The organism is Peribacillus simplex NBRC 15720 = DSM 1321 (genome assembly GCF_002243645.1).
In the GTDB taxonomy this organism is placed as follows: Bacteria; Bacillota; Bacilli; order Bacillales; family DSM-1321; genus Peribacillus; species Peribacillus simplex.
The window spans coordinates 2,947,177-2,966,546 of the sequence record NZ_CP017704.1 but is presented as its reverse complement, the minus strand read 5'-3'; the positions used below and the strand labels follow the sequence as shown (position 1 = coordinate 2,966,546).

Genomic DNA, 19,370 nt, shown 5'->3' with positions numbered 1-19,370 from the left:
TATATCTCTAAGCACCCTCTCCAAACAAAGGCAGGAACCAGTGTGCTGTTACTGGAGATGATTTAATGGGCGGAATTTCAATTAGTTTATGCATGATTGTTAAGGATGAGGAAGCTACACTACCTAACTGTCTTGGCAATTTAAAAAAAGGATCTGCCACTTGGCAAATCCTTTCATACACTTCAGTTCAAGATCATTCATATATCACAGATTACTATCGACATGTCATATTGATTAATCATCCAACTGGTTTTTCAATACTTTTCCCGTGGTGGCATCTACCACTACATCATATTCCTTTAGTCCTTGTTTTATTTCCAGCTCGTACACAAGAGTGCCATTCTCCGAATCCAGCTCAGCATCCGTTACTTGGCCATCCACCGCTTTCAAGGCAATCTTTTCAGCTTGATCACTACTGATTTTTGCAGTTTCCACCGCTTGTTGTGTGCTCATGTCCTCATCGTCATCGTCTTCCATCTCCTGAGAAAGAATCTCTCCTTTTTCAGCATCAACGTCAACGTCCTGATAGCCTTCTTTCGTTTTAACGGTCATCTCATAGGTCATCGGCTGGTCCCAATCCTTTTCAAATTGAGTAACTTCCCCGCCTAGTTTTTCTGAAATCATTTTGATAGCCTCATCCTCGGATATGTTCCCCTTATTGACTGCATATACCGCCGTTCCAGCAGCACCGCCGAAAAGCAATACGGAAGCTATGGACACTGTCATAATTACCTTTTTCCTTTGAATGATGCCTTCTTTAATCGTACTCCACTGTTTTTTCATGAATGAATTCCTCCTTTAAGTTGTTACCTTAATAATAAGCACCCTTCATGAAACGAACATGAGCGTTAGATTAGAATTTGATGAGAAAGAATAAGAGTCACCAACGTTCCCTCTCCGACTTCGCTTTGAATCTCCAATTTACCGTCGAATGACTCGACAAGCGTCCGGGCGATGGAAAGCCCGAGTCCATTGCCTCCCGTTTTCCTTGCCCTCGATGAATCCACGCGATAAAAACGTTCAAATACATGGGGGAGATGTTCTGGTGATATCCCTGCGCCGTGATCTTTCACACCGATGTGAATTTCATCGGCCTGACGTTTTATCATGATCTGTATACTTGATTCACTGTATTTCATTGCATTGTCCAATAGTATGACAATCACCTGTTCAAGCTTACTGGAAATGGCCATTGCATGTATTTCCTTAAACTCTGATTCTATCTTTATTTCACGATTCCCCGTCCTTCTGAATGTTTGGGCAATCCCTTCACAAAATGAAATAAGTTCTATTTTCCCTTCCACATCTGCTGAAGGTTCCGTTCGGGAAGCTGACTGCAGTAGATGTTCCGTCAGTTTTTTCATCCGGACGGCTTCATGATGGATTGCCTCCACCGCCTCTTCCTGAATCGCTTCATCCCTCATTCCCCATCGTTTCAATAGAGAGGAGTAGCTTTCTATGACCGTAATCGGTGTTTTCAATTCATGTGAAGCATCTGAAAGGAACTGCTGCTGTTGGTTATAATTCCGCTCCAGCCTTTCTATCATCCTGTTAAATGCCACTCCCATCACCTGCAGCTCGTCCTTTGATTGATCCGATAGCGGTATCCGTTTGTATTCCCCGCTTTTCTCAATATCCTTCATCGTTCCGCTCATGATCGATATGGGTTTGAGAATTAGATTGGCCAGCCACTTACCGGCAAGAATGGATAAAAGAATGACAAAAAGGGATGCACCGCCTAAAACGAGGGCAAGCGTCGATAAATTATCAAGAAGGGTATCCTGAGGCTGTGTGACCTCGATCATCCCTAGCTTCTTCCCTTCATCAGGATAAGGGTAACGGTAGGTCAATACATATTCCCCGTCAGCTTTGGTAAAATCATATCCGTTCTCGTTAATGGCTTTAACCGCAAGCCCCTTAAGGTCCTCTTCATCCGTAAATGTTTTTACCAACCTTCCATCAGTGTCGAATATCCTCACCATTCCATCGTCCGGGATATACGGCTCCATTAAATCGGAATCACCGGAAATCAAATCTTTCGTCAGGATATTTTCTTCAATTAATGAAGCTTGGTCATCAAGCAAATCCCGTTCCCTCTCTACCGATATCCAAAGAAAGGCGATTAAAACGATGATACTCAACAATATAAGCATGACACTTAAAAAAAGACTGGAATACGATTGGATTTTCGTCCGAATCTTCATACTGGCTCCTTCAAGCTGTAACCTACACCGCGGTAGGTATGTATGAGCTGCAACTCAAAGGGATAATCTATTTTTTTGCGTAAATAACGGATATACACATCAACCACATTCGTATCCCCTGCAAAATCATATCCCCATACATGGGTCAGGATTTGCTCCCTCGAAAGTACTTGATTTTTATTTTGCAAAAGATAAACCAGCAAATCGAACTCACGGGAGGTCAGCTCAATCCTTTTGCCTTGCCTGTGAATGTCCCTTGTACCAAGGTTCAACTTCAGATCATGGATCTTTAGTCCATCCACTTCCCCTTCTGATTGGCTCTCCCGTACATTGGTACGAAAACAAGCACGGATCCGTGCCAGCAGCTCTTCAATTTCAAACGGTTTCGTTACATAATCATTCGCACCATGGTCCAGGCCATTCACCTTGTCTGGCACAGCATCCCTTGCGGTTAGAAGGATGACCGGTGTCGATCCATTCTTTTTCCGGTAACGCCTAAGTACTTCTATGCCATTCAGCTCGGGCAGCATCACATCCAATAAGATTAAATCCCACTCTTCGGCTTCTGCCCTTTCCAGCCCTGTCTTTCCGGTAAAAGCCGATTCTGTTTGATAACCCTCATGATTAAGTTCCAGCTGGAGAACCCTCGCAATTTTTTCTTCATCTTCTATTATTAAAATTCTTTTATTCATGATTATCACCACCTACCCCTTAGTGTACTGAAGAAATATGAAAATATCATGAGAAATTGAACACTCCGTATAAAAACCCCATGAAAAAATGACTATATTTTTTTCTATATCATGCCTTTAAAAGGTCAAAAAATGAACCGGATGTGTAAAGTCCATGCCAGACACATACAGAGATTCCCCACAATCATAAAAAATTTCCCCATAGCTAAATTATAAAAGCCTAAGTATCAATGGCTAACCATAATAAAAAGACTATGGAATATTTCCATAGTCTAGGATGAATAAGCCGAAAATAAAAACTAAATCCAAATGACACTCCTGCAAAATAACTGGCTAGCCGAACCCACCGCTAGATGCTCGCGGCTAGGAGGCTTGGCAGACAGTCGGCGGAAAGGGAGCGGATCTCTGAAATCAACTGGATCGTTTAATAATGATCCAGTTCATTCACCGGTCCAATGCTGGTCAATGAATTCATCGCGTCCCGATTTCGCACGGTCCGCTTTATAATCATCTTTGTTTTTTTTATGATAGCCTTGATGGTATTCTTCGGCAGGATAAAAGGTTTGAGCCGGAAGGATTTCCGTTACGATGGGTTTCTGGAATTTCCCGCTGGCCGCTACCTTTTCTTTCGCCTCAAGAGCCAGTTTCTCTTGTGCTTCATCATGATAGAAGATGGCCGTCCGATATTGGCTGCCTCTGTCATGGAATTGACCGCCATCGTCGGTTGGATCAATTTGCTGCCAATATAGTTCCAGCAATCTTTCATAAGGAAATAACTGAGGATCGAAAGTGATTTCCACGACTTCATAATGTCCCGTAGTTCCCGTCTTCACTTCCTCGTAAGTCGGGTTTTCAACATGTCCTCCCGTATAACCGGATACGATCCCCCCAATCCCCGGTTGTTCTTCAAATGGTGTCACCATGCACCAAAAACAGCCTCCAGCAAATGTAGCCTTTTGCATAATGATCATCCCCTTCCCTGTATGTAATAAAAATTAATATACCATATTTCAATTCTGACACTGTGCTTTTTTGATTTGCGAAGCCGCCAGGGATTTACCCTTTGATCAATCTTTTGACCAGCCCTTTTCCTTGAATCTTACAATCGCTTCGACGCGGTTGCTTACATCCAATTTATCAAGGATGACCGATATATAATTACGGACCGTTCCGTTGGTCAGATAAAGCTGGCTTGCGATTTCCTTTGTGGTCTTACCATCCGCTATCAATTTGAGCACTTGGCTCTCTCGTTCAGTCAAAGGGTTTTCTTCTTCAAAAGCCATATCCACCAGCTCAGGAGCATAAATGCGCCGACCATCCATGATGACACGGATCGAGTTCGCCAGTTCCTCACTAGGGCTATCCTTCAGAAGATATCCACCTACCTCGGCCTTTCTGGCTCTTTCAAAATACCCAGGACGTGCAAAGGTGGTTAAAATGATGACTTTGCATTGGTGGCCCTGATCCTTGATCTCCTCCGCTACATCGAGCCCGGTTTTAACTGGCATTTCAATATCGGTTATGCAGATATCCGGCTTTAATTGATTGACGAGATTCATTGCTTCTTCCCCATTGCTCGCTTTTCCTACAACTTCCATGTCACTTTCCAAATCAAGGATGGAACCTAGCGCGCCAAGCAGCATCCGCTGATCTTCGGCAATTACGATTCGAATCAAGGTTAATCCCACCTATCCATTATTTTTTATAGCATTCGGAACCCTTATATAAAGTGTCGTTCCATCTGTTGATTTAATATCCAGGCTGCCATTAACGAATTCGAGCCTTTCTTTCATACCTTGAAGTCCATTGCCTTTAATATACTCTGATCTATGTGAAAGCCCCACTCCATTATCCTGTACTGTGATCGTCACTCCTGTTTGTAATTCTTCGATGACGATATTACAGCAGTCGGCACCGCTATGTTTGACGATATTGGTCACAGCTTCTTTCAAGCACATGCTCAAAACCGTTTCAACAAGCAATGGGGTATCTTGCAATTCCGTGGTGCCTTCCAAATAGAATTCTATCTCTGCCGCTTTCAATATTTGCTTGACCCGAATGATTTCATCGCTAAGCTTTGCCCCGCGCATTTCCGACACCATTTCACGTACTTCCTTGAGTGCCGTCCTCGCCGTTTGACGGATATCCTTGATTTCCTTCTTGGCCGACTCCGGATTTAAATCGATCAATTTCCCAGCAAGGTCACTTTTCAAGCCAATCAAAGACAGTTTTTGTCCAAGTGTATCATGTAAGTCACGGGCAATCCGCTGACGTTCTTCCATTTTGCCAAGCTCTGATATTCTTTTATGTGCGTCCTCCAATTGTTCTTCCAGCATGCCCCGTTTGTTCCGATTATACGTGTTGAAAGGGAGAAGAATCACGCCTACCACACAAATGAGCATAAAGGGAAATTGCGAAAAGAAGGTAGGGTCTTTCATGATGAAGCCAATATTGACAGACACGATGGTAGCCAATAGCTGGATCGAATATAATACGAAAAAGCCAACCTTATTTTGAACATTCCCAATAAAGAATGCTAAAAAAAGCGAAAAGTAAATGTAGCTGAAAAATATGGTCATGGATATGGATATGACTATTTGTATCGCCGTCCATACATATACGGGCCATCCCTTCGAAACGAATGAGAGACCATATGATATGAAAAACAAAATGATCATGACGATTCCAAAGACAATCTCCAACATCGAAGAAGATTTGAAAATGAAATAAAAAGGTAGGATACAAAAAATGATCCAGACATAAGGGCTCAGCCCTGTATTCTTCGGAAAGATATGATACCAACTTTGCATGGCGCCGCCTCTATTTCTTTTTACCCTAGTATATACTAAGGAGTTTCATCAAAAAACCACCCAATGGAAATTGAATGGTTTTTCGATGAACTATTTATTTTTCTTGAAGACTTGGACGTTTATTATTGATTTCCACCTTAGATTTTGTTTCATTTAGACGTTCCTTAATCTCTTTAAAACTTACAAACGTCTTGTTTTCTCCATCATAAAGGCGGAAGCGAAGCGATTTTAAACTTGAACTAAGGGTGATTGTCGTTGCCTGCTGCAAAGGCAAGGTGGAATCATGGACTTTTTCTAGATTATAGTTTGGCACTCTTGGACTAAGATGATGCACGTGGTGGAAACCGATATTACCGGTTACCCATTGCAAAACCTTCGGTAGTTTATAATAAGAACTTCCATCAATGGCAGCCTTCACGTAATCCCATTCCGATTCCTCTTCGAAATAAGAATCTTCGAACTGATGCTGTACATAAAACAGCCAGATGCCTAGTGATCCCGTTACAAAAAGCATCGGTACCTGAATCATAAGGAATGCCTGCCATCCGATAGCCAAGCATAAAAGACCATAAATTGCCAAGATTGCGGCATTTGTCAAATACGTATTCATCCGTTCTTTCTTTTTAGCGCCCTTTTTATTCAGACGGTTCGAAACAAGAAATAGATAAAATGGACCTAATCCAAACATGACGATCGGATTTCTATATAAACGGTAAGCCAGACGCCCCCAGAATGAAGCGGCGGTATATTCATCAACGGTCATGATCCAAATATCTCCTGTACCGCGTTTGTTTAAATTACTGCTTGTTGCATGATGTATGGAGTGGCTATGCTTCCATTGCTCATACGGAAATAATGTAACGATTCCACTGATTGTACCCAGGATGCTATTCGCTTTCCTGCTTTTGAAAAACGATTGATGACAGCAATCATGGAAAATGATGAAAATCCTGACTACGAATCCTGAAGCCAGGACGGCCAATGCAAGGGTCAGCCAGTATGAAATGGTTAAGCTTTGATAAGCTAAAAACCATAACAGGAAAAATGGCGGAAATGTATTTATGAGCTGTTTCACACTTGATTTAGTATTGGATTTTTCAAAAGGGGCAATATCTTTTCTCAATTGTTTTTGATTATGATTATGATTACTCATGATTTCCTCCTCATAATATATAGGAATGAAGTGTTTATATGGATTGGTTTTGCTTCCATATTTCGAAACTTTGGCGGCATCTCTTCTTTAAGTATAGGAATAATAACCGATTTTCTATAGTCATAAACGTCAATTCCCTGCCATGACACTTGTCATATACTTGTCTGCTTCAACACTTTCCACACCTATTTTTTCCTCTTTCATCATTTTTACACTTCAAAAAAAAGATGAAATCCAATTCCAATAAAATGCCTGACATTTATTCGGTCAAATAAAAAAAGATCCGCCGTTTGGCGAACCCATTTATAACTTGATCGCATAAACCCGTTCTGGACGGCCTACCGTTCCATATGTTAAATCGGCATCAATTTTTTCCTCGGACATCAAGTGCTCCAAATAACGCCTTGCCGTTGTCCTGCTCACCCCGATCTCCTTTGCCACTATTTCGGCAGTTAACCCCGGGGAGGATTTCCCCAACACAACCATCACCTTCTCCAAAGTCATCCGATCGATCCCCTTTGGCAGTGAAGTTTGTTCCCTCTCTTTTTCTTTCATTTCCTTTCGCAAAAGCTTATCCACCTGTTGCTGCGTTACGGGAAAATTGCCCTTTTCCAATTCAGACAGTTTAACGTGATACTCTTGATACCGGAGTAAGGACTGCTTGAAACGTTCAAATGCGACAGGCTTGATAATATAATCAAATATGCCGATTTTGATGGCTTCCTGGACTTTTTCGATTTCTTTAGCCGCCGTTATCATAATGACATCCATTTGTTTGCTTTGCTGCTTGATTTCTTTAAGGATATCGAGCCCATTCATATCCGGAAAATACATATCGAGCAGCAATAAATCCGGCTGCATGATTTCAATGAAGCTTTTAGCCTCGTCATAGCTTGACGCGATACCGATCGTTTGAAAACCCTCAAGCTTTTCAATGAATAGCTTTTGTATCTCGGCAATCCGCAGGTCATCTTCTACGATTAAAACTTCTATATCGCGAGTGGCCATCATTTTATCCCCCCTCTGTTTTTTGGTATGGCAACAGTAAAAATCGTATATTCCCCTTCTTTCGTCGAAAAAGTGATATATCCCCCTAATCCATCAATCGCTTCCTGAACAAGGCTCAAACCTATACCTGAATTGGTTTGATGGCTTTTCGTCGTAAAACCGTTCTGAAAAATCAGTTCGGTAACATCTGAGTTCATCCCTTTCCCATTATCTTCAACCTCTATGATCAACTCTTTACCCAAGTCCGTGACGAACAACGATACCCTTTTTTCCTCCCTTTCGTTCTCCCGTACAGCTTCGAAGGCATTATTGATGAGGTTGCCGATGATCGTCACTAATAAATCCCGATCTATTTCGGACGGAATATCTTTAAAACTGCTTTCTCTATCAATTGTAAAATCAATTTTCAGCTCGCTGGCTAAACTAACCTTCCCTAAGATGAACCCAGCAATAATCGGGTCAGGCACCTCCTTCATTAGAAAGTGTATGAAGCCTTGGGTGACATCTACTTCCTTCGATATGAAATCCATCGCTTCCTTATGTGAACCGAGTTGAATCAAGCCTAGCAGAGTATAGAGCCGATTCGAATATTCATGTGTCTGAGCCCTAAGCCCTTCTGCATACGCCTTTACATGTGACAGTTCTTGAAGAAGATTGGATAGTTCCGATTTATTTCTCAAACTTGCTACTGCACCGATGATTTCACCCTGTACATTCAAAATGGGGATCCGGCTTGCCAAAAAAACTTCACCGTCAATCATGAATTCCTGATCATACTCGGCCCGTGCCGTGCTGACTACATCAAGCAAATGTGTATGCGTTATGACTTCTTCGATTTTTTGCCCGCGAAGCATGACGTCTTTAGGGATATGAAGGATTTTATGCGCCGTTTCATTGACGACCGTGATTTTCCCATGAACATCAATGGCAATGATGCCTTCATGAATGGATTCTAAAATGGCATGCTTCTCTTGAAACATCCAGGCGATCTCTTTCGGCTCCAGACCGAATATCGCCTTTTTTATATTGAATGAAATGAAAAAGGCTATCAATAAACCGCCGATTAATATAAAAGAGATGATCCAGACTATCTTTCTTTGTATACTGGACAATTCTTTTTCAATATCATCCTGAAGGTAGCCGACGGAGACTACACCAATGACTTTTTCATTTTCGACTATCGGGGATTTCCCCCTAATGGAAGGACCCAATGTGCCAGTGGACTCCGTGATGATGGATTTCCCATCCCAAACCTCGGCGTTATCTCCCCCTACCATTTTCTTACCGATCAAGCTGGGATCTGGATGGGACAGCCGTGTTTCATTCTCATCTCCTATTACTATGAATTCCGCATCGATCTGCCTGCGAATTCTTTCCGCGATGGGCTGAATGATTACAGAAGGATTATCCGTTCGAAAAGCTTGTTTAATTTCTGGCAGCAAAGAAATGGTCTGGGCAACCGACAATGCTTTTTCCCCTGTTTCCTGCTTCAGGTTATTTTCCAGGATATTTATGAAAATAACTTCAAAGATTCCACCCATTAAGATGATTAACGTACAGATGCCCAGCATCAACTTGGTGTGTAAACGCATTCAATCACCTCTATTTACATCATATAAAAAAAACCCCTTTAAAAAAGGGATTTTTTTCACAACATTCAGAAAATAATGGTTAACCTTCAATATTGATGACAACATCCTTCCCTCTCTTCTTAAGTAAAACAGGAATGAGCAGCCATAATGCCGTTACGATCAGGAATGTCAGGGAAAGCGGCCGAGTGAAAAACAAACTGTAATCACCATCGGATATCGTCAGGGCTCTGCGCATATTATTTTCTATCATCGGTCCTAAAACCAGTCCTAATACCAACGGGGCGATTGGATAATCATTTTTACTTAAGAAATATCCCAAGACCCCGCATCCCAGTAATAGCAATAAATCATAAGTAGATACTTGTACCGCATAAACGCCAAAAATGGAAATCGCGATAATGATCGGAATCAAATATTTCTTTGGCGTTTCAATGATTTTCGCAAAAACCTTAACGAGCGGGAGATTAAGGATGAGAAGCATCAGATTCCCGATGAACATACTGGCGATAAGTCCCCAAGCCACCTGAGGATGGTCCTCGAATAATAATGGACCTGGCTGAACATTGTACATCATGAGCGCACCCATTAAAATCGCCGTTGTACCGGAACCCGGAATTCCCAGCGTCAATAATGGAATCATCGCTCCGCCAGAAGCTGCGTTATTGGCCGTTTCAGGACCAGCCACTCCAGCGATCGCCCCTGTACCAAATCTCCCGGGGTTTTTTGAAATCCGTTTTTCCATAAGGTACGAGAAGAAAGAAGCAAGAGTAGCCCCTGCACCCGGCAGGATTCCTACAAAGAAACCTAAGAGCGACCCCCTCGCAATGGGCCCCGCAGATTCCTTGAATTCTTCTTTGGAAGGAATCAAATTATTGATCTTTGCAATTTCCCCATCATCCTCGTCTTTTTCCAAGATTGTTTTAAATACTTCTCCAAGTGCAAATAGACCGACCGCGATCGTCAGGAATTCGACCCCTTGATACAGCCAAGGAATGTCGAATGTAAAACGGGCGATCCCGGATACGTTATCAATGCCTATCGTCCCGATCAACAAACCGCAAACCGTCATGATCAGTGCCTTGGTTACGGATTTTCCCGCGAGGCCGCTGACTGCCGCCAACCCTAGAAGCATGAGCGAAAAATACTCAGCCGGACCGAATTTAATGGCAATCGTCGATAATGGCTGAGCCAAGGCAATCATGGCGATAAGGGTGACGATCCCTCCGACGAAAGAACCGATTGCCGAAATAGATAATGCACTCCCGGCTCTTCCCTTCTTCGCCATTTGGTAACCATCCAATGTGGTGACGACAGAAGAAGATTCGCCAGGTGTATTCAATAGGATGGAAGTTGTCGATCCTCCATACATCGCTCCATAATAAACACCTGCAAGTAAAATGATGGCGCTTGTTGCCGCTTGCTCTGGTGGAAGTCCCCCTGTAATCGAAGCGGTTACCGGAATTAATAGAGCCACACCGCTCATCGGCCCGATTCCCGGCAAAACGCCGACAGCCGTACCGATCAATACTCCGACAAATGCAAAAAGGATGTTATACCAAGTTAGTGCCGTTTCAAATCCATGAATTAAATAATCAAAAGTGCCCACTTCACATCCCCCTTCCTTTTATGAAAACCAGATTGGCCAGCCTGGTAGTGTTCCCTTTAGCACATTCACGAATAAATAATAGATGATCCCGGAAAATCCTGCGGAAATGATGAGCGAGGTCACCCACTTATTCCGTTCCATCGTTTGAAAGCAAACAAACAAAAAGAGAAAGGTCGTAATGACATACCCTATCGTTTCCAATGTCAAAATATAAATCAAGGTGGAGAGTAGAATGATGATAAAGGGTTTATATTGCAGTTTTTCCTTACCCGATTCCTGTACCTTGCTCCGAAATGCCTCATAGAACAGGCGAATACTTAAAACAGCAAGAACGAGCCCCAATACAAAAGGGAAAATGTCCGGTCCTACCGAACTTCCATAAGAAGAACTGGCCAGTTTCCTGCTTCCTATCATAAACAGCACTCCGACAGCCAGAAAGGCTACAGATGCAAAGCGATCAAATTTAACATCCATCATAATCCCTCCATTTCAGAAAATAAGAAGAAGGTGAAAGCACCTCCTTCTCCTCCGATTATTTTTCCATGCCTAAAGCTTCTAATAATTGCTGCACCTGTTTCTCCTGTTCTTCTAAAAACTTGCTGAATTCTTCACTATTTTTATATTCTTGTTCCCATCCTTGAACTTCCACTTCCTTTTTCCATTCAGAAGTTTCAACTAGCTTTGCAACGATTCCGTCCCAAAAGGTTTTCGCTTCATCAGACATATTTTGAGGTCCAAAAACGCCTCTCCAAATCGTGAATTCAGCATCAACACCCTGTTCCTTTGCCGTTGGTATGTCCTTTAGATCTCCACCCAAACGTTCAGTCGAGGTTACGGCCAACACTCTAATCTTTCCTGCTTTTAAAAATTCCCTGACACTTGATGCATCCGTTCCGATCACATCTGCATTTCCGCCAAGCAATGCCGTAATCGCTTCCCCGCCACCGTCGTACGAAACGTATTTGAGTTCAGTTGGATTCAAGCCATATTCATAGGCTGGAAGAATGGAAATCAAATGATCCATGGATCCCGGAGCCGATCCTCCTGCAAAGGTCAACTTACGCGGATCTTTCTTCACCGCTTCCAGCACTGATTTCAGATCCTTGAATTCAGAATCCGCCTTTACCACTATCGCCCCATAATCTTTTGTCAGCTGCGCCAAAGGAGTCGTATTTTTATATCCATAAGGACTGTTGCCTTCTTTTTTAAGGTTATTGATGATGACAGGCGGTGAATTCACGAAAAGCATGTCATTGTTATCCGCTTGCTGTGTTGCATAATCCGCCATGAAGACTGCGCCCCCGCCACCGGGTTTGTTTTCGACGGTCAATGGCTGGTTCACCAGTTTTGTCTCACCCAAGACCTTTGTAAATGAACGGGCGGTTAAATCCCATCCCCCGCCTGCGCCCGAAGGAGCAACGATCGTTATCGCTTTTTTCGGATAACCTGTACTTTCTTTCTTTTCTCCTGATGTATCCGAACTGCTGCATGCACCTAAACTTAAAGCTAACGAACTTGCCAATATGATCGCAGAAATCTTTTTACGAGAAAACATGATAATCCCCCTTTTGAAAGCGTTTTCTTAATTCTACAAAAATATCTTCGTTTTCTTTGATTGCCCAACTAAAATGCATAAATTCCATAACTTCCATATTGTTCATAAAGTTTTATGGACGGACATGGGGAAAAGGCCCGCCCATTAAGAGCAGCCCTGCTAGAATAATATTTTTGATAGATATACGACCATCGTTACCGTTATGCTGCTGAATAAAGTCGACATCAATACCGCCTGTGCAGCATATTCCGGATGGTTGTCATATTCCAAAGCGAATAATGCGCTGTTTCTTGATGTTGGAAATGAGCTTGCGATAAATAATCCCTGAGCGACAGTCCCTTCCAAGCCCAGCATGAGAATGATCAGGAATGCGATGGATGGTGAAAGTATTAACCTTCCAACCAAGCTAAGGATAAGCGGAAGCGGGAAATGCGTTATTTTCAAATAGGCACTCTGTGCACCCAATGTAATCAATGCAATGGCTATGAAAGCACTCGCGATATTATCAATCGGGGTCCATAAGAACAGAGGAATATCTAAAGAAGCGGCCTGTAATAGAAAACCGAGTAATAGAGCATAAATGACGGGGTTCTTCAAGAATTCGCGAATGGCACCCTTTGCACTTTTTGTATGGACGGAAACGGAATTCATCAATCCATAGGTATAGGTCAACAGGTTTTGAAAAATGATCACGATGACTTGGATCGACAGGCCAAGGGGATTTCCATGAAAAACCATCTGGCTGACCGGTAACCCGAAATTTGCCGAGTTATTCAAGACTACACTATTTTTAAACGTGGCAGAAAGACTTTGATCAAACCTGGCTAGTTTAGCTACCACTGTACTCACGATGATGAGGCTTACTGCTTGAAGAGCAAGGAAGCTGAATATCTGGACGATCATCCCACCACCCATGTTACTTTGATAGATATTGACAAAGCTAATGGCCGGCATGAGCAGGAAGTGATTCAATTTAGACAGTGTATTCATATCCAACTTGAATTTACGATGCAAAATGGCCCCAGCCCCTATAAGGAAAAAGACCGGCACAATGACATTCAATACGATCAGTAACAGGACACTCACTTGACTTCCTCTCCATTCCTTAGGCATATACCTGATGATTTACATCTCACATCTATCATAATGCCGGGATAACCATAATTAAAATACCAATAAATTATCGTTAACCATTCAAAAAAGGAATGATAAAAAAGCACAGAGGTTTCTGCGCTTCCTTTTAAATATCACTCATGAAATCAACGTCTTTGACAAATTCGACAAACTCCTTGACCAGTTTTAATTCCAGCGATTTTTCATGATATAACATCCACGTATTCCTGATAAGGGGATTGCCTTGCTTATCCTTAAGGTCCATTTGACGGAGATTTTGGTCTTTCTCCAATAAAACACTGGGAAGGATGCCATATCCCAGGCCATTCTTGACCATTTCTTTACATGTATCACCTTTATCCACTTCCATCCCCACCAAAGGAGGTCCAGAAAAATTGTCTCTCCACCAATTATCGATCATTGTTTTCAAAAGAGCATCTGTCCCATAATCGATCCTCGGCAAGAAAGGTAGGTTCCGGACTTCTATTTCTTCCTTAGAAGCAATACAAATCGTTTCCTCAAAAAGATGATGCCTTGATCCTGACCATTGATAGTCCCCCCGAACAATCCCGACATGCACTTCTTCCTTATAAATGAGGTTCAGCACTTCTTTACTCCATCCAGTTGTCACATGGAAATCCACTTTAGGATATCGCTCACGAAATATTTTCAGCAGGCCTGGCAATTTATGCAGCGTAATATAGTTGGAAACACCCAGCCGTAATGTTCCACTGATCTCCTGACCCATATTGAATGCTGTCTCTTTTATCTGCCGGAGCCTGATCAGCATCTCATCTGCACAGATGGCCAAATATTCCCCTTGAGGGGTGAACTGCACTCCCCTTGTACCACGCTCCACTATCTTTAGATTGAACTCCTTCTCGATTTGTTGAATTCGTTTCGTTAAAGAAGGTTGCGAGATATATAAACTTTGCGCCGTTTTAGTAATATTCTTGTTTTCATGCAACACCTTTAATATATGCCAATCCCTTTCGTTCATAACCCTTCCCCCGATACGCTTTTCCTTGAATATATTATCCAAACTGTACCACAAAAGGCCTGTTGGATATATCCTTTTACAAGTACAAAAAAAGCCCAAGCCATGCCGGCAAGGACTTTCCCACAAGCATCTCTCAAGCGGAGGACGCTCAGTCATTCAATTGAATTCTTTCAGGGCATGTGTATATATTCAGTGAATCATTACGAATGAACCCGACCGTGGTGATTCCCAATCCTTCAGCCAACTCCAAAGCCAATTCGGTTGGAGCGGATTTCGAGAGTATCAGTTCACAGCCGATTTTCGCCACTTTCAAGAGAATTTCGGATGAGATCCGGCCGCTGAACACGATAGCTTTCCCTTCTATCGAAATGCCATTTTTCAAGCAATGGCCGTATATTTTGTCCAAGGCGTTATGCCGTCCGATATCCATCCTGCTTAATACGAGGCCATCGACATCACATAATGCGGCATTGTGGACTCCGCCTGTATTCTGGAAGGTGACAGCGGAATTTTGTAAATCCTTCATCAAGCGGAAGCAGTCATCAGGAGTCAGTCTCACCGAAACATTATCCATTTTCTTGGCAGTCAATGCATCATTCACAAAGACGAACCCTTGTCTGCTCATTCCACAGCATGATGTAATATACCGCTTATTTTGAAAGTCCTGGAAGTAGGGATTCACTTTGTCCGTCTTCACATGAACAAAGCCTTCTTTTTCCTGGACCCAGATTTCTTTTATCTCATCATATTTTTTGATGATGCCTTCCGAAGCCAAATAGCCAATCACCATATCCTCGATGTATTCAGGTGTACAAACCATCGTGACGAATTCCTGGCCATTTATTTTGACTGTAACGGGATACTCCGTCACGATCGTATCCTCCGTCCGCTCGATCTTACCTTTGGTTATCCGGATGATGTCCCTTTTCATTTCAATCGCTTTCATGTTCCCACTCCTTTTAATATCCAGGAGCCAATTGACCAATATGTAAGGACATGGTCAATGCCCGTTGAGTTTGTCAGCTATATTCTTATCAAATACAAATACGGAAATCGCTATGTTCTCTTTGATTTTGATGTCTGAAAACAAATGGACCAGTTTAGCTCCAACCAGTTCTTCCATTCCATCAGGAGGACTCTCCGAATACACATCCTGAACCATTTTGGTTCGTGCTGAATGGACCATATCCCTTCCTTCCTCTGATCTTGATATGAACATTTCCGTAGGAGTCAAATTCCCATATAACGTAGAAACGGCCATATTTTCCACGAATACCGTGTGTATGCGTTCTGGTCCTTTACCGAATAGTTCCTTGCGCAGCTTACGAATCATATCATTGAATTCATGGATAACTTTAGACACCGTTACGTCACTCCAATTCAAGAAAAATAAGTTCTCAATTTTCTTATCATAAATCAAAGCGAAGAAAAACGAAAGGAATTTGGGAATGATAACCTCTTTCAAGGATTGTTTCTTGTTAAAATTAAAGGTATAATATCGAAGAGGAAAGTTGGGAGCATAATAGTGTACTGTTGTGTCCTATCTTTTTTAAAATCATCCATTATGGTATGGATTGGTATATTGGCAAGCTTTGCTATTAAACTATTCCACCATGACCTACATTTCCGTTCAGAGCCGGAGGTGTGATCATGGTGGTTTTTTGCGTGTTTTTGGCTATAAAAGGGGGAAATATAATGAGCGATTCAAACATCACTATCAAAATCAATGGGAAGGATTATACCGCTGATGAAGGAGCGACAATACTGGAGGTCATCAACCAAAATGAGATGGCCCATCCACAGATTTGTTATGTTCCTGAAGTGGATCCGATCCAAACATGCGACACATGCATCGTCGAAGTTAATGGGAAACTCGTCCGATCATGTTCGACAAAGGCAGTGAGCGGCATGGATATAGCCTTGGACTCGAGCAAGGCCAAAGAAGCCCAAACCGAAGCCATGGACCGGATCCTGGAAAACCATTCTTTATACTGTACTGTATGTGATAATAATAACGGAAATTGCAAACTGCATAACACAGCAGAATTAATGGAAATTGAACACCAAAAATATCCTTACACGCCGAAAGTGGAATTGGGTGCCGTCGATATGTCCCATCCATTTTACCGCTATGATGCCAATCAATGCATCGCATGCGGGCAATGTGTCGAAGTCTGCCAAAACCTTCAGGTCAACGAAACGCTGTCCATCGACTGGGAAGCAGAACGCCCTCGGGTAATATGGGATGCTGGAACGGAAATCAATAACTCATCCTGTGTGGGCTGCGGACAGTGTGTAACTATTTGTCCATGTAATGCATTAATGGAAAAATCGATGCTGGGTGAGGCTGGCTTCATGTCAGGTTTGAAAAACGATATGCTTGAACCAATGATTGACCTTGTTAAAGAAGTGGAACCTGGATACAGCGGGATTTTTGCCATTTCGGAGATTGAAGCGGCAATGCGTGATACCCGGACGAAGAAGACAAAAACGGTCTGTACGTTCTGTGGGGTAGGATGCACATTCGAAGTCTGGACAAAAGGCCGTAAAATCCTTAAAGTCCAACCTACTCATGAAGCACCCGTCAATGCGATTTCCACATGTGTGAAAGGAAAATTCGGTTGGGACTTCGTAAACTCTGAAAAACGTTTGACAAAGCCCCTGATTCGGAAAAATGGAAGATTTGTTGAATCAAGCTGGGATGAAGCACTTGATTTGGTTGCATCCAGACTCGGTTCGATCAAACAGCAATACGGCGGAAATTCAGTAGGCTTCATTTCCTCATCCAAGATCACGAATGAAGAAAACTATGTGATTCAAAAACTGGCACGGCAAATGTTCGAAACGAATAACGTCGACAATTGCTCGCGTTACTGTCAATCCCCAGCAACAGACGGACTTTTCCGTACTGTCGGCATGGGCGGAGATGCTGGTACGATCAAAGATATCGCCGCAGCAGGTCTTGTCATCATCGTTGGAGCTAACCCGGCAGAAGGCCATCCCGTATTGGCGACACGCGTAAAACGGGCACACAAGCTTCACGGACAAAAACTGATCGTGGCTGACATCCGAAAAAACGAGATGGCCGAGCGTTCCGACATCCATATCAGTCCAAAACAAGGAACAGACCAAGTTTGGTTGATGGCGGTTACAAAGTATATGATCGATCAAGGCTGGCATGATCAAGAATTCATCAATGAAAATGTTAACTTCTTCGACGATTATAAAGAAGTACTTGAAAAATATACCCTGGAATATGCAGAAACACACACAGGTATTTCAAAAGAAACATTGATTCAAATAGCTGAGACCATTCGTGATGCAGACGGAACGTGCATTCTCTGGGGAATGGGCGTTACACAAAACACCGGTGCTTCCGATACTTCGGCTGCAATTTCCAACCTGCTATTAGCCACAGGTAACTACCGTCGCCCAGGAGCGGGAGCTTATCCACTTCGCGGCCATAACAATGTACAGGGCGCTTGCGATATGGGCACCCTTCCAACATGGCTTCCAGGATATCAGCATGTTACCGATGACGTGGCACGTGCTAAATTCGAAAAAGCTTATGGAGTGAAGATCGATGGCAAACCAGGCTTGAACAATATTGAAATGCTTAAAGCGATAGAAAAAGGCGACATGAAGGCCATGTATCTAGTAGGTGAGGATATGGCACTTGTTGATGCGGATGCAAACCATGTAGATAAAGTGTTATCCGGCTTGGATTTCTTTGTTGTCCAGGATATTTTCCTTTCAAGGACAGCCCAATATGCCGACGTGGTATTACCCGGAGCTCCATCTCTTGAAAAAGATGGAACGTTCACCAATACGGAGCGCCGTGTACAACGTTTATATAAAGCCCTTCCCACTATGGGAGATTCTAAAGCCGACTGGGAAATCACTCAAGAGATCGCCAACCGCTTAGGTGCGAATTGGAACTACACACATCCTGGTGAAATTTATGATGAAATGGCAAGCCTGTCACCGATATTCAGCCAAGCGAATTACGATGTGCTGGAAGGATGGAACAGCTTCCTCTGGGGAAGCCATGATGGATCAAACACGCCGCTTCTTTATGTGGATGGCTTCAACTTCCCTGATAAGAAAGCGCGCTTTGCACTGGCTGACTGGGTAGAACCGCATAAATTCCCAGAAGAATATGACCTTCATATCAATAATGGTCGCATGCTGGAGCATTTCCATGAAGGAAATATGACGAACAAATCCAATGGAATCCAATCGAAAGTACCTGATATTTTCGTTGAGGTTTCACCAGAACTTGCACAAGAACGTAAAGTCAGTGATGGCGGACTCGTTCGCTTAGTGTCTCCATTCGGGGCCGTTAAATTAAAAGCCCTGATCACAGACCGTGTTAAAAATAATGAGCTATTTTTACCGATGAATTCCGTCGATAAAGACTCAGCCATTAACTTCCTGACTGGTCCTATCTATGATCAACGCACAAGCACGCCTGCTTACAAGCAGACGATGGTCCGCATGGAAGTATTAAGCGCAAGCGGGGATATCCCATTACCGGGTACAAATCCACGGAACAAAAAACGTCATCCTCAAAATGGTGTCGAGGTAGGACGTAAGTGGGCCCGTCCAGGGTATGTTCACTTAACGGATAAATAAAC

Annotated in this window: 17 protein-coding genes; 1 reads left to right on the top strand and 16 read right to left on the bottom strand. The window is 42.8% G+C overall.

What is annotated here, in order from left to right:
* Nucleotides 1-234: 234 nt before the first annotated feature.
* The 16 genes from BS1321_RS14150 to BS1321_RS14075 form a co-directional block, all read right to left on the bottom strand.
* Complete coding sequence (locus BS1321_RS14150) at nt 235-783, bottom strand: PepSY domain-containing protein (protein WP_063233989.1); 549 nt, start codon at nt 781-783, stop codon at nt 235-237.
* 65 nt (nt 784-848) lie between these two features.
* Complete coding sequence (locus tag BS1321_RS14145) at nt 849-2,204, bottom strand: sensor histidine kinase (RefSeq protein WP_063233988.1); 1,356 nt, start codon at nt 2,202-2,204, stop codon at nt 849-851.
* Nucleotides 2,201-2,896 carry a response regulator transcription factor gene (locus BS1321_RS14140; RefSeq protein ID WP_063233987.1) on the bottom strand — a complete coding sequence of 232 codons (696 nt, stop codon included), beginning with the start codon at nt 2,894-2,896 and terminating at the stop codon, nt 2,201-2,203. The genes BS1321_RS14145 and BS1321_RS14140 overlap by 4 nt, the downstream gene beginning before the upstream one ends.
* 440 nt (nt 2,897-3,336) lie before the next feature.
* The gene (gene msrA / locus BS1321_RS14135) at nt 3,337-3,858 is read right to left on the bottom strand and encodes a peptide-methionine (S)-S-oxide reductase MsrA (protein WP_063233986.1); all 522 of its coding nucleotides are present in this window, start codon (nt 3,856-3,858) and stop codon (nt 3,337-3,339) included.
* A 105-nt stretch (nt 3,859-3,963) separates the two neighbouring features.
* Complete coding sequence (locus tag BS1321_RS14130; protein ID WP_034310044.1) at nt 3,964-4,572, bottom strand: response regulator transcription factor; 609 nt, start codon at nt 4,570-4,572, stop codon at nt 3,964-3,966.
* 12 nt (nt 4,573-4,584) lie between these two features.
* Nucleotides 4,585-5,706: a sensor histidine kinase gene (locus tag BS1321_RS14125; protein WP_063233985.1), complete on the bottom strand. Its 1,122-nt coding sequence runs from the start codon at nt 5,704-5,706 to the stop codon at nt 4,585-4,587.
* A 94-nt stretch (nt 5,707-5,800) separates the two neighbouring features.
* A complete protein-coding gene (gene desA / locus BS1321_RS14120) occupies nt 5,801-6,859 on the bottom strand; it encodes a Delta(5) desaturase DesA (protein ID WP_063233984.1) in 1,059 nt (352 codons plus the stop codon).
* A gap of 303 nt (nt 6,860-7,162) precedes the next feature.
* Nucleotides 7,163-7,870, bottom strand: coding sequence for a response regulator (locus tag BS1321_RS14115; protein WP_063233983.1), 708 nt, complete (start codon nt 7,868-7,870; stop codon nt 7,163-7,165).
* Nucleotides 7,867-9,459 (bottom strand): ATP-binding protein, encoded by a 1,593-nt coding sequence (locus BS1321_RS14110; protein WP_063233982.1) that lies wholly within the window; start codon nt 9,457-9,459, stop codon nt 7,867-7,869. Before BS1321_RS14110 ends, BS1321_RS14115 begins: the two co-directional genes overlap by 4 nt.
* A gap of 79 nt (nt 9,460-9,538) precedes the next feature.
* Entirely contained in the window at nt 9,539-11,065 is a 1,527-nt protein-coding gene (locus BS1321_RS14105) for a tripartite tricarboxylate transporter permease (RefSeq protein WP_063233981.1), read from the bottom strand.
* Nucleotides 11,066-11,083: 18 nt separating this feature from the next.
* On the bottom strand, nt 11,084-11,539 hold the full coding sequence (locus tag BS1321_RS14100) for a tripartite tricarboxylate transporter TctB family protein (protein ID WP_063233980.1): 456 nt from the start codon (nt 11,537-11,539) through the stop codon (nt 11,084-11,086).
* A 58-nt stretch (nt 11,540-11,597) separates the two neighbouring features.
* Nucleotides 11,598-12,620: a Bug family tripartite tricarboxylate transporter substrate binding protein gene (locus tag BS1321_RS14095; protein WP_063233979.1), complete on the bottom strand. Its 1,023-nt coding sequence runs from the start codon at nt 12,618-12,620 to the stop codon at nt 11,598-11,600.
* Nucleotides 12,621-12,779: 159 nt separating this feature from the next.
* The gene (locus BS1321_RS14090) at nt 12,780-13,706 is read right to left on the bottom strand and encodes an AEC family transporter (RefSeq protein ID WP_063233978.1); all 927 of its coding nucleotides are present in this window, start codon (nt 13,704-13,706) and stop codon (nt 12,780-12,782) included.
* Between the two features lie 154 nt (nt 13,707-13,860).
* Complete coding sequence (locus tag BS1321_RS14085) at nt 13,861-14,733, bottom strand: LysR family transcriptional regulator (RefSeq protein WP_063233977.1); 873 nt, start codon at nt 14,731-14,733, stop codon at nt 13,861-13,863.
* 148 nt (nt 14,734-14,881) lie between these two features.
* A complete protein-coding gene (gene fdhD / locus BS1321_RS14080) occupies nt 14,882-15,664 on the bottom strand; it encodes a formate dehydrogenase accessory sulfurtransferase FdhD (protein ID WP_375781420.1) in 783 nt (260 codons plus the stop codon).
* A 69-nt stretch (nt 15,665-15,733) separates the two neighbouring features.
* Entirely contained in the window at nt 15,734-16,096 is a 363-nt protein-coding gene (locus BS1321_RS14075; protein ID WP_063234138.1) for a Na-translocating system protein MpsC family protein, read from the bottom strand.
* A 332-nt stretch (nt 16,097-16,428) separates the two neighbouring features.
* Here BS1321_RS14075 and fdhF point away from each other — a divergent pair, with 332 nt between their 5' ends.
* The gene (gene fdhF, locus BS1321_RS14070) at nt 16,429-19,368 is read left to right on the top strand and encodes a formate dehydrogenase subunit alpha (RefSeq protein ID WP_063233975.1); all 2,940 of its coding nucleotides are present in this window, start codon (nt 16,429-16,431) and stop codon (nt 19,366-19,368) included.
* Nucleotides 19,369-19,370 lie beyond the last annotated feature (2 nt).